Here is a 17911-nt window from a genome sequence, read left to right as displayed (position 1 = left end):
TTGAATTTAAATATAAATTTTAGAAAGTATAACGCTTCTCATCTACAACAGAAGCTTTTAATAACTGATTAAATTCTTTTACAGCATCGAAATTAGTAGAAATAGCTTCAGAAACAACAACACCAGAAATACCCGTTTCTAAAATAGAAGTAACATCGTTTGTAGTAATTCCGCCAAAACCAAGAATGGGAGTTTCTGTTTTTAGAACATCTATAATGGTAGAGAAACCAGCCAAACCTAAAACTTTGGTTTGTTTATCTCTTGAAGATGAATTTTTAAAAGGACTCAGAGTAATATAATCGAACTCGTTTGCTAATAAGGCTTCACATTCTTGTAAATTGTTCGCAGTTCCTCCAACAATTTGCCATGTGTATAAATGGATTCTTACAGAAAAAGAGTAGGAGTCTGTATTTTCGAAATGTACACCATCTGCTTTTACTTCTTTCGCAATTTTATAGTGGTCTTTTACAATTAATCTTGTTTGAAAATAAGCCGTAATTTCTCTAGCTTCTTTCGCAACATCTAAAAACTTTTTTTTAGAAATCGTGTCTAAATTCAACTGTATCAATTCTGCACCAGAAGTACACGCTTTTTGAATCTTCTTTAGAATTTCTTTGGAATTTTTTCCTTCAGCGATATAATGTAATTTAGGAATAATCATAAATTTATTTTTAATAAAATAGAATCTTAAACAGCAACTGTTTTGGCAAATTGCATAAAATAATCTTCAAAACGTTTTAAAGTAGGATTCATTTTTTCTGAATACATTACAAACTGACATTTCGTAATACTTTGTGTTATTGATAAAACTTCAGCAGAATAGTTTTTTTGTGCTAGAAAATCGGCATTATCGATGCTAAAAATCTTTACTTGTGTTGTATTTACACCTTCTAATAACAACAGTTTGTGCATTGTTTTTGGAGTCGCAATTAGAACATCTACACCTTCAAAAATCTCCGACTTTAATAAATCGATATGTTCTCTTTCATTTGCAACGTAAACTCGTAGAGAAGAAGATCTTGTGTATTTTAAAAAAACATCATATAATTCTAAAGCTTTGTCATTATTTTCTACCAAAACAATGGCTCTTGGTGCTGTACCAACTTCTTCGCACTTTAATTTATTTAAAGAAGTTAGTATTAAAGTAGTTGTTTTTCCACTATTTTCTGGAGCATTACAAAAAACATTGGCGCCACTTTTAATGGTAGAGATACTTGCTTTTTGAAATGGAGTAGGAGTTGTTATCTCAAATTCGGCTAACTTTTCTTTCAAATGAGGATGTAATTTTCTAAAAGGCATATAAAATAAGATAATTATTTACATAAAATATTGAGGCAAAGATACAATTAAATTGAAGTACTTATTTTTTCTACTCTAGGTTTTGTGAATTATTATTTCACAAATATTTTATAAAATTATCGATTAAATCTTAATAAGAAAATACAAACTCATTAAATTTAAAACCCTACAAAACTATAACCTACACCCACGAAAAAACGCATTTGATTAATGTCATTTACAAAAGATGCGTCTATACTAATGGGTCCTAAAATAGAATTGTAAGAAGCAGTAAGTCCTGTAGAAATAATAAGGCCTGTTTGTTCTATATTGTTCCAATTTGAAGTTGGTTTTGTAAAGTTGTTTACATAATTAGAGAATGAATGGTCTCCAAAAATAACCAAATCTAGATGTGGCGTTAAAAATAGTTTCTTTTGTAGCGCATATTGAAAAGAAACGTCTGCCTTTATAAACTGACTCGCTAAAACTTCGCCATCTTTTAGTCCAGGAACTATAAAACTTCCACCTCGTGCAATAGATGCATTTCCACCCAAATAATAAGAAGGCCCAACTGAATAATCTGTAAAAGAAAGCTCATTTTCTTTTACGGAATCTTCAAAAATAAAACCACTTGTAATTCCTGTAATTAGTGTAGATTTTGGTGATATAGGTATTCTTTTCGATGCTGCTATGGATAATTTATGATAGTTAGCAAGAGACGATTCTAATTCAATATCTTCTGGTGTATCAAACGAAAAAATATCTATATTCAATAAATTATTCAACGATCTTTTATAGTTTACAGCAACAGATGTACCTTGGGTTGCAAAATATTGTTTGTTTATGGTATTGTAATGAAAGCTTAAAGTTCCTAAATAATCTTGATATCGATATCTACTAATTTGGTCTCCTTCATCTGACGTTACATCTATGGGAACCTGTGGTTTTAAAACGGTGTTTTCATATTCGAATCCTATACCAACGTAACTTTTTAGAGAGCTTAAATTTCGGTTTATCTTACTTTTTACTTGCTGAAACCTATATTTATAATCCTCTGTTCTAAAACCAGCTGTAAACAAACCTTGACTGTAATTATTTACATACAATTCACTTCGCATCCACCAATTTTTATTTTCCCCTAATATATTTTGATGTTGCAATCTAATTTTCGGATTCTTTGCTAAATCAATAGTAATAAGACTTCTAGAAGATTTTCCTATTAAATTTCGCCCTGTATAATTCAAAATTAATCCAGCACCCAATTCATTATTATAATGCACAGCCCCTTTAATTTGATGGTTTGCAATTTCAGATGCATTTAAAAAAAGTGTTGTTTTATTTTCTTTGTCAAAAAAACCATATGCAATCTGCTCAAATAAAGCTGTACCCATGGCTGTATTTATCCCTTTTGCAATGTCTACTTTTGTGTATTTTTCGCCTTTATTAAGGTTTGCACGCGCTTTAATTAAATTTAAATGTTCTTCTGAAATTCCTTTATATTCAATAGCATCTAGGGAGATAGAATCTCTTTCTATGGGTAAACTTCTTGTTCTTTGTTTAAATTTCTTAAGTTCTTTAGAAATTTTTACCAGCTGAGAAAGTTCTTTTGTTAAAGCGATTTTTCCTTGCTTGTAAATATTTGAGGCTTGTCCGAAATCGGGTGTACCATAAGTAATATTAGGACCATGACTTAATAAAATATCGCACAATTTTCTATTTGCTGGATTTTTAATATTACTAGCAATCATACCCGATTGAAATAATAAAGACTGCAAATTATCTAGTCGTTCTTTAGGTAACATTCCATTACCAACATCGCTTCCAATAATAAAATCGGCACCCAATCTTTTTGCTACATCTACAGGAAAATTATTTAGAACTCCACCATCAATTAATAAGGTGTTTTTATAAGGAACTGCAGAAAACACTCCAGGAATAGACATACTAGAACGCATGGCCAAAGCCAAAGAGCCACTGTCTAGAACCACTTCTTTTCCAGCAACAATATCAGTTGCCAATGCTCGAAAAGGAATGGGTAGCTTATCGAAATTAGAAATATTATACACAGGATACGTAATAGAAGTTAGAAAATTTCTTAAGTTTTGGTCGCTTAAAATAAACGGACTAATTTTAACTTTCCCTTTTACAATTGCAGCACTTATTAAATATTGATTGAACTCACTTTTTTCTTCGTTACTTACATTATCTAAAGAGAGACTTCCACCTATTAAGTTGTTCCAGTCTATATTTTTAGCCAAATTGGCGATTTCATTTCCAGAATACCCCATAGCATACAAACCACCAACAATACTTCCCATACTATTCCCCACAATTAAATCGGGTACAATGCCAAGTGAATCCATTTTTTGTAATAATGGAATGTGTGCAACTCCTTTTGCGCCACCACCACTTAAAACCAAAGCTACTTTTGGTTTTTTTTCTTGCGCCAACAAAGCAGAAAAGGAAATTAAAAAAGTAAGTAGTATTGTGTAATTTTTAAACATATACAAATATAGAGAATTGCAATATTTATGATTGCTTTAAAGAATCCTAAATATGTATTTATTACCTTATATTTTTACTTTTAATTCGCAATAGGTGCTTCCAAGCAATGGTCTGGTATTCCAAAACCATCTACTAAAACTCCAATATGAGGTCTTAATTCTGTAGATAACCTTTCTACTCGTTGGCGAATTGCTTTCGATTTTGTGCCACTAATATAGCCTTGTTCCAAATACCAAGAAGCGTCTTTTCGCAATTCATGTAAAGCATATAAAGTCCCTATTTTTCTGAACAGTAACCTGTTTTTTTCATCGATAATAGTTTCTGTAAAGTCAACAAAAGTGTTATAAGCCAGTTCTACACTATATGCTTTTCCTAAAGCCAATAAATGCGTTTGTACTTTTAAAAAGGCTTGGTAGGAAGGAACTCCTTTCTTTACATAATCTCGAATTCGCATGGCAACTGTGTAGGTGAACCTTCTTGTACGATAATCGAACGCATGTCTATGAAATTTAGCACTATACAAATGTTCTGTATCGACATTATTCGTGTAAACAGGGTTAATGGTATTTAGTTTATCGCCAATTCTTTCTCCTAATAATTTTAGAACTGCTGTAAAACCAGCACTGTTAAATTCCGATTTAAAATCAGACAAAACTCCTTTTGCTGCCAATTGTAACAATACATGATTGTCTCCTTCGAACGTGGTAAAAATATCTACATCTCCCTTTAAATCTGCAATTTGGTTTTCTAACAAATATCCTTTTCCACCACAAGCTTCTCTACATTCTTGTATGGTGTCGTTTGCAAACCAGGTAATAATAGACTTTAATCCTGCTACTTGGGTTTCTATTTTTCGTTTGTCTTTAATTTTTGGATCACTATACACTTTCATAATATGTGTTAATGTAACATCATACACATAACAGCTAACAACTGCAGGCGTTAAACGCAATTGGTGGCTGGGATAATCCATTAACAAGTCTTCTTGAATTTTTATGCTGTCGTTAAATTGTCTTCTTTTTAAAGCGTGTTTTACAGCAATCGCCAATGACTTTTTTGCACCTCCAAGTCCAGCTCTTGCCACACAAATTCTACCACCCACCAAAGTACCCAACATCGTAAAAAAGCGTTTGTTGGGGTTTTTTATTTCAGAATAATAGGTTCCCTCTGGAGAAATGTCTCCATATTTATTTAATAAATTTTCTCTTGGAACTCGAACTTGATGGAACCAAATTTTACCATTATCAACACCATTTAATCCTAATTTATAGCCATTGTCTTCGATGGTAACTCCAGGTGTTAGGGTATGATTTTCATCACGAATGGTCACTAAAATAGCATGCACACCATGGTTTTTTCCATCGACAATTAACTGTGCAAAAACGGAAGCCATTGTCGAATGCAAGGCATTTCCAATATATTCCTTATTATCGTTTTCTCCTGGTGTGTGAATAATAATACTGTCTTTTTCTTTGTCGTAAGTTGCAGTTGTTTTAACGCCTCTAACATTCGATCCATGCCCAGTTTCTGTCATGGCAAAACATCCTAAAATGTTGGCTTTTCCAGTTTCAGTTAGATATGTATCATGATGTTTTTTGGTGCCTAATTTTTGAATACTTCCTCCGAAAAGGCCAAATTGGACTCCGAATTTTATGGCCAAACTTCCATCAACGTACATTAAGTTTTCGAAAATTCCAGCATAACCAACCATATTATTGCTACCTCCATAAGGCGTATCGTAAGACATGGCTCCATAACCTTCTTTTGCCAAAACTTTTACTTGTTCTAAAACATGGTTTCTAAATGCTTCTTTGTCTCTTTTAATATCCCATTTAAAAATGGGATCTTTTAAAAAATCTCTAAAGGCATCAATAACAATGGTTTGGTCTCCTTTTAAAATAGTATCTATTTCAGCAGGATTGTAATAATTAGAAGTCGCTTCTTTAACAATTTCAATTTCAAATAAATGATTGTAATGGTTTGGTTGAATCCCTAAATTGATTTCAATATCTTTTAAATTCGGATTGAATGGACATTCTGCAAAATGATGACAAATCATTTTCTGACTAAAAGTAGCTAGGGGATAAGTATCGCTTTCCACTAACTTAATGTTCGCATTAGAAATTGTTTTTTTCCAATGCTTTAATGCAGCATACGTTGGTGGTGCTTTTTTATCTAAATATTTTAAAAGATAGCTGTAGTCTTTTTTGGTTAGCGTTTTATCTTGTTCAATGGCTTTTTTTACAACAGAAACCTCTGAATATGATAATAAATCGTCCGACCAAATCACATAAAAGAAAGGAATGTATTGTAAAACGCCAGCAGTATATTTTTGTATTTCCATAAAATGAATTTACAAAAAAAATGTAGAAAAAGTAAGAAAATTGATTAGGAGAAATATAAAGTAATTGATTTTTAAGTAGTTGAGATTGCTATTCTACTTTAAAATAGTATTACAGATGCTACCATAAAAATAAAGCAAAAAAAAGAATATAATATTTTAATTACATGTTATAAAACTTTTTATATTTGCAACCTTTTTAAGATAACAGCGAATTTATTTACTTAAAAATTGTTGTTATTTTAAGTTCATTAACCTAGTAAAAGAAAGGGGAGATACTCAAGCGGCCAACGAGGACGGACTGTAACTCCGTTGACTACGTCTTCGCAGGTTCGAATCCTGCTCTCCCCACAATTTACCTATTTATTTGTCTTTGCGAGTTACAAAGCAATCTGTTAGTCATTTTTCTAAACGCTATTAAAAATTCTCTTTTTTTCTTTAAGTTTTTAAATAATAAAACCCCGTATTTATACCTGAATTACACTACTTTTTTACATCTGAAAAACAATACTTTATAAAAATTTATTATATTTAGGGGTAATATGCTCTATGTCAACCGAGTATGTTGTTAAGAAAAAGCGATTATGAAAAATGAAAAAAAAAACCAACCAGCATTACAAAACACGCATTTAGATTTTGATACCCAGTTATTAAAAAAAGAAGAATGGCTTACAACAGAAGAAGTCATGAAACATTTAAACGTGAGCCGCAGTACCTTATACCGATTGCGCAAAAAACACAACATCCCCAATTTTAAATTAGGTCGAATTCCTATCTATCCTAGACACTTATTAAACAAGGTGTTTATGCATAAGGCACTTAGCAATATTAGTAAGTCGGAAGTAAATGGTTTATTGCTAACAGCTTTATTTAAAAAGCGTTTAGATAAATAAGCATTAAAATAAAGTGTTTACGTATAACATACAAATGTTATACGTAAACACTTTATAAATAAGTTAACAGTTTTTTTACAATACTGTAACAGCACCCATATAGGTACTTATTGCAGCAAAATTGGTTCCTGGTTTGCTAAAAGAAGCCCAAATTTCTACTTCGAAACTTGCCATAAAATTTGGTAAGGTTACTGCTGCTGTTGTGGCATCTCGTGTAGCAACCGTTAAATTGGTGTAAAACAAATTTAAGTCGGGTGCATACACCACTACCATTAGTGTGTCTGTTGCTGTGGCTTTTCCTTGGCCACTATTGTCTTGCCAACCAAAATTTAGGGTTTGTCCTGCAGCTGCAGCCACAGTACCACCATCGATACCTCTTAAATCGCCTTTGCTAATTAATACTTTTGGGTAATCCATTACCATGCCTTGTGGGGTACTAACCACTGCGTTTTTCAAATGGTAAGAAGTTGCCAAGTTAGAACGCGATTTATCGCCCTGTGGAGCACCAAAATAGTTGCTTAACACGTCTACAATAGGACTTAAAAACCCAATAACGACCTTAAATTTTTGTCGTTGTTCTTCCTGTTTTTCTGTAGCCGTATAATTACCACGCTGTGGTAAACTACGCATTACGTTTTTCCCTCTCCATCGAGAGCCTACTACGTTTCCTACCTTGCCAGAAAATCCGCCAAGAATACCTTTTTCAAATGTTGCCATAATTTTATTTTTTATGATTAATAGACCCCAAACATAGAAGCTAAAAACCATAAAAACAAACAGTTGACACGTACTGACACGTATTGACACAAAGTGAACGGTTCTGACACATGCTGACCTGTTATGACACATCCTGACCTCTTGTGACACATGCTGACCTCTTCTGACACATGCTGACCCACAAACCTAATTTTTATAAGGTTTTGTTGGGGTTTGGTTCGGGGTTTGTTCGGGTGCGGGTAGAGCCTATTTTTTAAAAATGGACTTTTTTGGGAGGAAAGGCGAGGGAGAGTGGTGGGAAGGGTAGTGGGATAAAAGTTTTTATAATTTTGGTAACTTTTTAGAGGTTTATCCCTTTTTTAAATAATTAACTATTTGTAGGTATTAATTATAAATAATAAAATTATAATTTAGTACTTATTTATTAGTCGATTCTGATTTTTAAAAACTAATGTGTCATATATTCTATAACTATGGATTCAATTAAGGGTTTTACAATTAAAAATATATTATTTATTCTACTTTATTTTACATTAACTGTTGTTTATGGGCAAAATGCTCCAGAAAAACAAGTTATAGAAGTAGACCCATTAACAGGTTTGTTAAATAAAGAGTTGCCTTTTGACGTTCGATTTTACTTAAAGGTTAAAATTCCTAAAACCGATGAAATAGAAAGAATCCTCTACATTAATACTGTTGGTAAAGAAAGACTATTTCCAGAGCCAGGTATTAATAAACTTTCGAAAATAGATTACTTTTTAGAACCAATTGATGATAAATTTAAATTCTTAGTCTTAAGAATGCCAGCTTTAGCCCCAAATAAACTATATGATATATCCATAAGAAAAAAATTCTCTGGTAAAATTTTAGAAGAATTAATACAATTAAATTATCTTTTTAAAGAAAAAAAAGAAAATTATAAGAATACAGATAATAATAATAATAATAATAATAATAATAAGGAAAATAGTTTCTCTGATTGTTTAAAAGAGCTTAAAAAGAAAACAGAAAATTACGATATAAGTTCAGCATTTTTTCATACTAACGATTCACTATATTATAAAAAAGATAGTATTTTTAATCTTCTTATTGCTGCTGAGAATGTTATGAAAAAAGATAGTTTTACTACTTTCGAAAAACGTTTTGGAGAAAAAAAAGCTAAAAACTTAGATTCTACTATTTTTAATACAAAGATTAAACAATATTATAAATACTTATATAAACATATCTCAAAAACTTTAAAAGAAAAAAAAGAAACTATAAAAAACAATGAAAAAAATTGTGATACATTAATCTTAGAAAAAATAAAATCAGACAGTTATACTATAAATATTATAAAGCAATACTATAAAATAATCTCTTTAAAATGTGATAGTGCTAGCTTGAGAAAATGTACAGGAGTTTTACCTTATAATTTATCTACTTACAACAGTATTTATGATACAATTTTAAAAAATAAATTCGAAAGTTTAGATTCAATTGCAAAACAAAGTTTAGCTTCTATTAAAGACATACAACTTGAAAAAAAATTTACAGAGATTGCAAATTTTTTTAAAGCTACTGATGATAAGAGTTTTAAAACATCATTAAAATTATTGGCGAATTTAAAATCTTTAGAATCTAATATCTTAAATCAGTTTTTAAATGGTAGAGGTTCTATCATAGACAAAAAAATTACTGAATTAACATCGCTGAGTAATTTTACAGAAAGGATAAAAAATATAGACAAAAACATTACTATTTTAAATACTTATGTTGAAGATTTAAAATACATCAGCTTATTAAATTCCTCATATAATTCTATTTATCAAAACGATAGTAAACGAATTTATGAACTTGTTCAATTTTCTAATGCAACACAAAAACTATTAAAAAAAATAGTTTCAATCATTACATCTTATGATAACAATATTACTGAAACATTTTTATTACCAAATACATTACTAAGCACAGTAAGTTCTGAATCAAAAAAACTTGTAATACCAGATTTTGGTGTTTTATATTTTTTTGATGGTAATAAACCTGGATTAAGACCTTTTTTAGGGGCTAATATAAATATTTTTGGTCCCGTTAATAAAGACCTTAGAAGCAAGTATATGGATGATTATACTCCTCCGGGTTCAAACATAATAGGTAGATATTTAAGAAATCATTTCTCTTTGATGATAGGATTAAGTTTAGGAACTATAGCAGAAGATAATCGAAGAAAAGATTTGTTTACAAATTTTAATTTAATCACAGGAATCTCTTATAGAGTTAATAGAAGCGTAAGATTATCTTACGGTAGATTGTGGTATAATAAAATTGATCCCAACCCAATTATATCAGAAAGTAAATTTTCAAGTCTTGGGTATTTTTCTGCCTCCTTTGACATTGAGTTTAAAAAGGCTAGTGGTTCAACTTTTAATAAAATATTTTAAAATGAAAAAGATACTATTATATAGTTTTATTACAATAATGATGTTTGGTTGTAATGAAGAAGAAGAAGTTAAAGCAAATGATGTAATTAATATTATTTCAACTGATAATATTTTTAGTATGCCAGCTGATAATACTTCAACCATATCTATTACTGCCTATATTGCTTTAAACTCAGACAGTGATAAAAGAGAAATAGAATTTGAGACTAATGAAGGTGTTTTTATAGATAGTAAAGAAAAAAAAATAAAACTAGTTGCGAAAGATACAATTGTAATTAATAGAAATATTTATTTGGGTGCTGTTGTAAAATTAAAATCTTCTACAAAAGTTACTACTGAAGTAAAAGTTACTGCTAAAATTTATGAATATCCTGTCAATTTAAATTTAGAATTTACTAATTCTCCACCAAAAAGTATTAGCATTTCGTCTAACGTATTTGGTATGGATAATTCTTTTTTGTCAGAAGCTTTATTAACGGCAACTGTAAAATCAGATACAGGATCACCTTCTTCAGGACTTGAAGTTGAATTTCTAGTATATAATGCAGCTGATAATTCACCTTTTACAGATCTCAGGTTAAGAGAGCATCAAAATAGTGTAAATGCCACAGGTATAGCAACCACAAAATTTACTGCAGGAAATTTAACTCTCGGTAATCAAAAGTTTGTAGGCGACTTAAAAATAATTGGAAAAATTATTGGAACAGATATTATTTCAAATCCTATTAAATTAAATATTAAACAAGAAACAAATTAAATTATGGAAAACAATGAAGGAAAAAATTTAGATGATCAATCATCTAAAAAAATCAAACAACTAGTTAAAGAAATTGTACATCTATTAAAAGAGGGTAATAATTCAATACCATCTATTACAATAAAAACAGAAACCAATAAAAGTTTAAGAAATTGCTCTCCTGGATGTTACAGAGTTTGTGTTGGCAACGAATGTTGGTGTGAATGCGGATAATATTTGTATTGGTAATTTAAAATAAAATTCTAAATTAATTAAGAGGCGGTATAAAATATATCGTCTCTTTTTTATATTAATTGATTTGGCAGTTTGGTCTTAATTATTATAAGATTGCTTGAGATTGCTTCATGCTTCGCAATGACGGATTCGAGTGTCATTGAGAGGTACTAAGCAATCAGTTTGTTGGGTTTTCAATCTTTTTTTTTAAAAACTATGTAGTATTCTCTTTGTAGTTCTATCAAATTTGCTAATTTTAAACAAAAAATTAAATTGCTTGTTTATGGAGTTCATTTCATAAACATATATACAAATTTACATGTCAGAAAACCAATTACAATTGCATCAAACATTATGGAATATTGCCAACGATTTAAGAGGTAATATGGATGCAGATGATTTTAGAGATTATATACTAGGCTTTATATTTTACAAGTATTTAAGTAAAAAAATGTCTTTACACGCTAATGTTATTTTAAAACCAGATGGTTTAGAATATCATGAAGTGATAGGACACGAAGCAGAAGAAATCTTATTACAAGAAATAAAACTAGATGCTTTAGATGCGTTAGGTTATTTCTTAAAACCAACAGAATTATTTAGCGAAATCGCCAAAAGAGGAAACTCTGGCGGAACCAATAAATTCATTTTAGAAGATTTACAAAAAGTGTTAACCAACATAGAGCAAAGCACTATGGGAAGTGAAAGTGAAGACGATTTTGGAAACCTTTTTGAAGATTTAGATTTAACAAGTAGTAAATTAGGAAAAACAGAAGAAGCTAAAAACGAACTGATTGTAAAAGTATTGATGCATTTAGAAGGCATTGATTTCGATTTAGAAAACAATGAAAATGATTTATTAGGTGATGCTTATGAATATTTAATTGGTCAGTTTGCTTCTGGAGCAGGAAAAAAAGCGGGAGAATTTTACACACCACAACAAGTTTCTAAAATATTAGCACAAATTGTAACTACAGATAAAGAGCGTTTAAAATCTGTGTACGACCCAACGTGTGGTTCTGGTTCTTTACTGTTAAGAGTTTCTAAAGAAGTAAAAGAGGTTGGTGGTTTTTACGGACAAGAAAGCAACCCAACTACGTATAACTTGTGTAGAATGAACATGATTATGCATGATGTACATTATAAAAAGTTCGATATTTATAATGAAGATACCTTAGTAAATCCATCACCAAAACACATAGACCAACGTTTTGAAGCCATTGTAGCAAATCCGCCTTTTTCTGCCAATTGGAATCCAGATAGTATTATTAGTGACGAGCGTTTTTCTCCGTATGGTAAAATGGCACCAAAAAGTAAAGCAGATTTTGCCTTTGTACAACACATGATTCATCAATTAGATGAAAACGGAACCATGGCGTGTGTTTTACCGCATGGTGTTTTGTTTAGAGGTGCAGCAGAAGGACATATTAGAAAGTATTTAATTGAAGATAAAAACCAATTAGATGCCGTAATTGGTTTGCCTTCTAATATTTTTTATGGTACAAGTATTCCTACGTGTATTTTAGTATTGAAGAAAAACAGACCAACCAAAGACATTTTATTTATTGATGCTAGCAATCATTTTGATAAAGTAAAAACGCAAAATGTATTAACAGATGCACATTTGCAAGAAATTATAGACACCTACAGAACAAGACAAACCAAAGACAAATATAGTTATGTTGCTAGTTTAGAGGAAGTACAAGAAAACGATTACAATTTAAACATACCACGTTATGTAGATACTTTTGAAGAAGAAGAAGCTATAGACCTTATAAGTATTTCTGCGGATTTAAAAGCATTAGAAAAAGACATGGCAGCAACAGATGCAACTATTGCAGATTTTTGCAAACAGTTAAATATTGAAACTCCTTTTTAATGGCTGCAGAAAATAAAAATAACGTAATTGCTAAACAAACCGTCATTGCAAACGGAGTGAAGCAATCTGCCAATAAAAAAGAGATTGCTTCAGCAAAAAAGCTTCGCAATGATGTGCGTGTACCTAAACTTCGTTTTAATGAGTTTGTGGATGGTTGGTCTTTTGATAAAATGGATAATATAACTTCTTATGTTGATTATAGAGGTAGAGCTCCTGAAAAATCAAATGAAGGGGTGTTTTTAGTTACTGCAAAAAACATAAAGAAAGGATATATTGATTACGATAAATCTAAAGAATATGTTCCATTAGAAAACTATAATTTAGTAATGAGTAAAGGCTTACCTGAACTTGGTGATATTTTATTTACTACTGAAGCACCACTTGGAAATATTGCTCAAGTTGATAAACAAAAAATAGCTTTAGCTCAAAGAGTTATAAAGTTAAGAGGTAAAGATAAAATTGAAAACTTATATTTACTACATTATATGTTATCACCAATTTATCAAAAATTAATACATAGAAAAGCTATTGGAACTACTGTTCAAGGTATTTCTGGTAAAGAATTACGTAAAACAAAAGTAGCTTTTCCAACCCTCCCAGAACAACAAAAAATAGCTTCTTTTTTAACATCTGTAGATACCAAAATACAACAACTAACCACTAAAAAGCAGTTATTAGAAAACTACAAAAAAGGAGTCATGCAACAATTGTTTAGTCAGCAATTGCGTTTTAAAAATGATGATGGTTTAGATTTTCCTGATTGGGAAGAGAAGAAGTTTGGAGAAGTTTTTAATAATATTGGAGGAACTGCTTTAGAAAAACATTTTAGTAAGTCAGGAACACACAAAGTTGTTTCCATTGGTAATTATTCAACTGAAGGGAAATATAATGAAAATGGACAAAGGATTATTTTAAACGAAAAAACTAAAACTAAATTATTAGACAAAGGAGATTTAGTAATGGTTTTAAATGATAAAACAAGTACAGGAGATATCATTGGTTCAACGATATTGATACCAGAAAATAATTTATACATTTATAATCAAAGAAGTGAAAGATTAATTTGTATAAGAAGTATTATATATCCAATTTATGCTTGGTTTCAATTGAATTATAAAGAATTTAGGAACACAGTTTTTTCAGTTTCTCAAGGAGGAACACAGATTTATGTTAATTTTTCTGAAGTAAAGAAATTGAATATTAAAATTCCATCTCTAAAAGAACAACAAAAAATAGCCAATTATTTAAGTGCTATAGATATAAAAATAGAAAACGTACAAACACAAATAGAAAAAACACAAGCGTTTAAAAAAGGGTTGTTACAGCAGATGTTTGTTTAGAGTATGAGTGTCATTACGAAGTATGAAACAATCCCATGCTAGAGTGAGAACGGAATGAGGGCGTAGACGAGTTTTAAGAAAGTACTGGAAACCCAACGAACAGATTGCTTCGTTCCTCGCAATGACAAATTATTATGAAACCAGGATTTGTATACATACTAACAAATAAAAACAACACTACTTTATACATTGGTGTAACAGCCGATTTAGAGCAGAGAATAAAACAACATAAATCAAAAATTAATAAGAAATCTTTTACTGCGAGATATAATTTAAGTAAATTAGTTTATTATGAAGCGTTTCAAATGATTGGAGATGCAATTGCAAGAGAAAAGCAATTAAAAAGTGGGAATAGAGCAAAAAAAATTGCATTAATAGAAAGTATGAATCCTGAATGGGAAGAATTGTTTTATCCACTTTAGTCATTGCGAGGAGGAACGACAAAGTAAACCCAAAAAAGTATGAAATCGAAAGAGTGTTAGGGTGTGAGTGTCATTGCGAGTTAGTCATTGCGAGGTACGAAGCAAACTCAAGCAATCCCACGCAAGAGTGAGAGCATAAGAGTGAAAACAAAAAGAGTAAAAACATAAAGAAGGCGAAAACGAGTTTTAAAAAAGAATAGGAAACCCAACGAACAGATTGCTTCGTGCCTCGCAATGACGAGATTGAATGCAATGACGATAAAGAAATTATGAGCAAACAATCAGAACTTCAACTAGAAAACAATCTAATTAAACAATTAGTTGGTTTAGGCTACCATAAAGTTACTGTTTTAGAGGGTACTGCATTGGTTGCTAATTTAAAAAGTCAATTAGAAAAGCTAAATAAACTTACGTTTTCAGATAAAGAGTTTGAAACTATTTTAAACCATTTAGCAAAAGGCAATGTGTTTGAAAAGTCTAAAACGTTAAGAGGTCGTTTTCAGTTTGTAAATGATAACGGAGATGCTACTTACATTCGTTTTTTTAATAGTGAAGATTGGAATGCCAATTTGTTTCAAGTCACTAACCAAATAGCACAAGAAGGTACTTATAAAAACAGATACGATGTTACGTTGTTAGTCAATGGTTTGCCTTTGGTACAAATAGAATTAAAACGTAGAGGTTTAGAAATTAAAGAAGCATTTAATCAAATTAATCGTTATCAAAGACATTCATTTTGGTCTAATCATGGGTTGTTTCAATACGTACAATTGTTTGTAATTAGTAACGGAGTAAACACAAAGTATTTAGCAAACAATGCTTTGCAATCTGTAAAACAAACGTTTTTCTGGTCGGATGTACACAATAAAAACATAAAAGAACTCACAGATTTTACAACTGCTTTTTTAAAGCCAGATCATTTGGGGTTAATGATTGCCAAGTATATTGTGAGAAGCGAAACACATAAAATTTTAATGGTGTTAAGACCCTATCAATTTTATGCAGTAGAAAAGTTGGTTGCACAAGTACAAAACAATACAGACAACGCATATATTTGGCACACCACAGGTTCTGGTAAAACCTTAACATCTTTTAAAGCAAGTCAGATTATTATGGATTTGCCCACTGTAGATAAAGTGTTGTTTGTGGTAGATAGAAAAGATTTAGACTACCAAACCATGAAAGAATTTAATTCTTTTAAAAAGGATAGTGTAGATGTTACCAACAATACCAACAGTTTGGTAAAACAATTGGCAGACGATTCTAAATTGGTGTTAACCACCATTCAGAAACTAAATAATGCGATTACAAATAACAAGTATGATAAAAAATTAGCAGGATTAAAGAATAGGCGAGTGGTGCTTATTTTTGATGAGTGCCATAGAAGTCAGTTTGGAGATACCCACCAAAAGATAACCGATTATTTTACCAATAGTCAGTTATTTGGTTTTACAGGAACTCCCATTTTTGCAGACAATGCCTCTAAAAACGATTTAGGAAAAAGAACCACCAAAGATTTGTTTGGCGAATGTTTGCACAAATACGTAATTACAGATGCCATTGCAGATGATAATGTTTTAAAATTCGGAATCGAATATATTGGTAGATACAAACAAAAAAGTAGAACTTTATTGGATATTGAAGTAGAAGATATTGATAAAGCAGAAGTGTTTACAGACGAAAGAAGGTTAACAAAAATTGTCGATTACATTATTGCGCATCATGGTACCAAGACTTCTAATAAGCTGTTTTCTGCCTTATTTGCAGTGAGTGATATTAAAACGCTCATTAAATATTATGATATTTTTCAGGAGAAAAAATTAAAAGGCGAACACAATTTAAGAATCGCAACCATATTTTCTTACGGAGCCAATGAAGCAGATGATGACGCACAAGATTACATTCCAGATACTGAAACCTCACAAGCAGCTGAATCTGAAAGCAACTATGTAACAAGTCATTCTAGAGATAAATTAGATAGTTATATTACTGATTACAATAAAATGTACAATACTAGTTTTTCTACAAAAGATGGTGTGCAATTCGAAAACTACTTTAAAGACATTAGTAAACGTTTAAAAGATAGAGAAAAAGCGAATTTTAATGATGCCAAAGACCGATTAGACATTGTTATTGTAGTAAATATGATGCTCACTGGTTTTGATGCGAAGAAAGTAAATACGTTGTACGTAGATAAGAATTTAAAGCATCATGGTTTAATTCAGGCTTTCTCTAGAACCAATAGAATTTTAGGAGAAAAGAAATCGCAAGGGAATATTTTATGCTTTAGAAACTTAAAAAAGGCTACAGATGAAGCCATTACGTTATTTTCTAACAAAGAGGCAAACGAAACCATTATAACGCCACCTTATGAGGATATTGCTACTAAATTTGATGAAGCTTTAGCACATTTATTACAAGTAACACCAACGTATAAAAGTGTAGATGATTTGCTAGGAGAGGAGCAAAAGTTGGCTTTTGTACAAGCTTTTAGAAGAGTTTTAAGAACTAAAAACGTATTAGAGTCTTATGTAGATTTTAATTGGGAAGATTTAGGGATAGATGAACAAACTTTTGAAGATTACAAGAGTAAATATTTAGATTTATACGAGACTATAAAAATTAACAATCCTGCTCAAAAAACATCTATTTTAAATGATATTGATTTTGAGTTAGAGTTGATTCATAGAGACCAAATAAATGTAATTTATATTTTACAACTATTGGCAAGATTAAAAACTACAGACAAATCTGAAGCTGCCAAACAGAAAAAGGCAATTATAGATTTATTAGGAGGCGAAATTACATTAAGAAGCAAACGAGAACTCATAGAAAAGTTTATTGAAGAAAACTTACCTAATATTAGTGATGTAGATGCCATACCAGATGAATTTGATAAATATTGGCAACAACAAAAAGTAATTGCATTGTCTAAAATTTGTAAAGAAGAAAATTTAGACCAACAACAATTCAATTCTTTAATAGAAAGTTATGTGTACAATGGTCAAGAACCCATTAGACAAGATGTTTTTAAATGCTTAGATAACAGACCAAGTATTTTAAAAGCACGTGAAATTGGCGAAAGAATCTTATTAAAAATGAAAAAGTTTATTGATGTATTTATAACAGGAATGACTGGGTAGTTT

General features: G+C 30.5%; 13 protein-coding genes and 1 tRNA gene. 9 read left to right on the top strand and 5 right to left on the bottom strand.

From position 1 onward, the window contains the following. Positions 1-19 precede the first annotated feature (19 nt). The 4 genes from H9I45_RS02635 to H9I45_RS02620 form a co-directional block, all read right to left on the bottom strand. Positions 20-661: a thiamine phosphate synthase gene (locus tag H9I45_RS02635; protein ID WP_088353490.1), complete on the bottom strand. Its 642-nt coding sequence runs from the start codon at positions 659-661 to the stop codon at positions 20-22. Between the two features lie 26 nt (positions 662-687). After that, positions 688-1299, bottom strand: coding sequence for a DEAD/DEAH box helicase (locus H9I45_RS02630; protein WP_088353491.1), 612 nt, complete (start codon positions 1297-1299; stop codon positions 688-690). Positions 1300-1457: 158 nt separating this feature from the next. Then, positions 1458-3782: a patatin-like phospholipase family protein gene (locus H9I45_RS02625; protein ID WP_088353492.1), complete on the bottom strand. Its 2325-nt coding sequence runs from the start codon at positions 3780-3782 to the stop codon at positions 1458-1460. 80 nt (positions 3783-3862) lie between these two features. Continuing rightward, positions 3863-6127, bottom strand: a complete 2265-nt coding sequence (locus H9I45_RS02620; protein WP_088353493.1) for an acyl-CoA dehydrogenase family protein — start codon at positions 6125-6127, stop codon at positions 3863-3865. A 266-nt stretch (positions 6128-6393) separates the two neighbouring features. Here H9I45_RS02620 and H9I45_RS02615 point away from each other — a divergent pair. After that, positions 6394-6475: transfer RNA gene (locus H9I45_RS02615), tRNA-Tyr, on the top strand. 233 nt (positions 6476-6708) lie between these two features. Continuing rightward, positions 6709-7017 carry a helix-turn-helix domain-containing protein gene (locus H9I45_RS02610; protein WP_088353494.1) on the top strand — a complete coding sequence of 103 codons (309 nt, stop codon included), beginning with the start codon at positions 6709-6711 and terminating at the stop codon, positions 7015-7017. Positions 7018-7092: 75 nt separating this feature from the next. Here H9I45_RS02610 and H9I45_RS02605 read toward each other — a convergent pair whose 3' ends face one another. Continuing rightward, positions 7093-7734, bottom strand: coding sequence for a DUF6266 family protein (locus tag H9I45_RS02605; RefSeq protein WP_088353495.1), 642 nt, complete (start codon positions 7732-7734; stop codon positions 7093-7095). Between the two features lie 599 nt (positions 7735-8333). On the opposite strand from H9I45_RS02605, the gene H9I45_RS02600 reads away from it, so the two are divergent. The 7 genes from H9I45_RS02600 to H9I45_RS02570 all read left to right on the top strand — a co-directional run bounded on the left by H9I45_RS02600 (position 8334) and on the right by H9I45_RS02570 (position 17908). Beyond that, a complete protein-coding gene (locus H9I45_RS02600; protein WP_140422740.1) occupies positions 8334-10154 on the top strand; it encodes a hypothetical protein in 1821 nt (606 codons plus the stop codon). Position 10155: 1 nt separating this feature from the next. Further along, complete coding sequence (locus tag H9I45_RS02595; protein WP_140422741.1) at positions 10156-10911, top strand: hypothetical protein; 756 nt, start codon at positions 10156-10158, stop codon at positions 10909-10911. A gap of 3 nt (positions 10912-10914) precedes the next feature. Then, on the top strand, positions 10915-11124 hold the full coding sequence (locus H9I45_RS02590) for a hypothetical protein (protein WP_088353498.1): 210 nt from the start codon (positions 10915-10917) through the stop codon (positions 11122-11124). Between the two features lie 319 nt (positions 11125-11443). After that, positions 11444-13003 carry a type I restriction-modification system subunit M gene (locus H9I45_RS02585; protein ID WP_088353499.1) on the top strand — a complete coding sequence of 520 codons (1560 nt, stop codon included), beginning with the start codon at positions 11444-11446 and terminating at the stop codon, positions 13001-13003. Next, a complete protein-coding gene (locus H9I45_RS02580; protein WP_088353500.1) occupies positions 13003-14343 on the top strand; it encodes a restriction endonuclease subunit S in 1341 nt (446 codons plus the stop codon). The genes H9I45_RS02585 and H9I45_RS02580 overlap by 1 nt, the downstream gene beginning before the upstream one ends. A 134-nt stretch (positions 14344-14477) precedes the next feature. Beyond that, the gene (locus tag H9I45_RS02575) at positions 14478-14765 is read left to right on the top strand and encodes a GIY-YIG nuclease family protein (protein WP_088353501.1); all 288 of its coding nucleotides are present in this window, start codon (positions 14478-14480) and stop codon (positions 14763-14765) included. Positions 14766-15034: 269 nt separating this feature from the next. Beyond that, positions 15035-17908 (top strand): type I restriction endonuclease subunit R, encoded by a 2874-nt coding sequence (locus H9I45_RS02570; protein WP_088353502.1) that lies wholly within the window; start codon positions 15035-15037, stop codon positions 17906-17908. Positions 17909-17911: the final 3 nt, after the last annotated feature.

It is taken from the genome of Polaribacter haliotis, from assembly GCF_014784055.1.
Lineage (GTDB): Bacteria > Bacteroidota > Bacteroidia > Flavobacteriales > Flavobacteriaceae > Polaribacter > Polaribacter haliotis.
The sequence above is the reverse complement of the archived record's forward strand: the minus strand, read 5'-3'. Positions and strand labels throughout refer to the sequence as shown.

Bases quoted from the DNA above. Each gene is read 5' to 3' on its own strand.
- H9I45_RS02635 (WP_088353490.1), bottom strand. From the start codon at position 661: ATGATTATTCCTAAATTACATTATATCGCTGAAGGAAAAAATTCCAAA.
- H9I45_RS02630 (WP_088353491.1), bottom strand. From the start codon at position 1,299: ATGCCTTTTAGAAAATTACATCCTCATTTGAAAGAAAAGTTAGCCGAA.
- H9I45_RS02625 (WP_088353492.1), bottom strand. From the start codon at position 3,782: ATGTTTAAAAATTACACAATACTACTTACTTTTTTAATTTCCTTTTCT.
- H9I45_RS02620 (WP_088353493.1), bottom strand. From the start codon at position 6,127: ATGGAAATACAAAAATATACTGCTGGCGTTTTACAATACATTCCTTTC.
- H9I45_RS02610 (WP_088353494.1), top strand. From the start codon at position 6,709: ATGAAAAATGAAAAAAAAAACCAACCAGCATTACAAAACACGCATTTA.
- H9I45_RS02605 (WP_088353495.1), bottom strand. From the start codon at position 7,734: ATGGCAACATTTGAAAAAGGTATTCTTGGCGGATTTTCTGGCAAGGTA.
- H9I45_RS02595 (WP_140422741.1), top strand. From the start codon at position 10,156: ATGAAAAAGATACTATTATATAGTTTTATTACAATAATGATGTTTGGT.
- H9I45_RS02590 (WP_088353498.1), top strand. From the start codon at position 10,915: ATGGAAAACAATGAAGGAAAAAATTTAGATGATCAATCATCTAAAAAA.
- H9I45_RS02585 (WP_088353499.1), top strand. From the start codon at position 11,444: ATGTCAGAAAACCAATTACAATTGCATCAAACATTATGGAATATTGCC.
- H9I45_RS02580 (WP_088353500.1), top strand. From the start codon at position 13,003: ATGGCTGCAGAAAATAAAAATAACGTAATTGCTAAACAAACCGTCATT.
- H9I45_RS02575 (WP_088353501.1), top strand. From the start codon at position 14,478: ATGAAACCAGGATTTGTATACATACTAACAAATAAAAACAACACTACT.
- H9I45_RS02570 (WP_088353502.1), top strand. From the start codon at position 15,035: ATGAGCAAACAATCAGAACTTCAACTAGAAAACAATCTAATTAAACAA.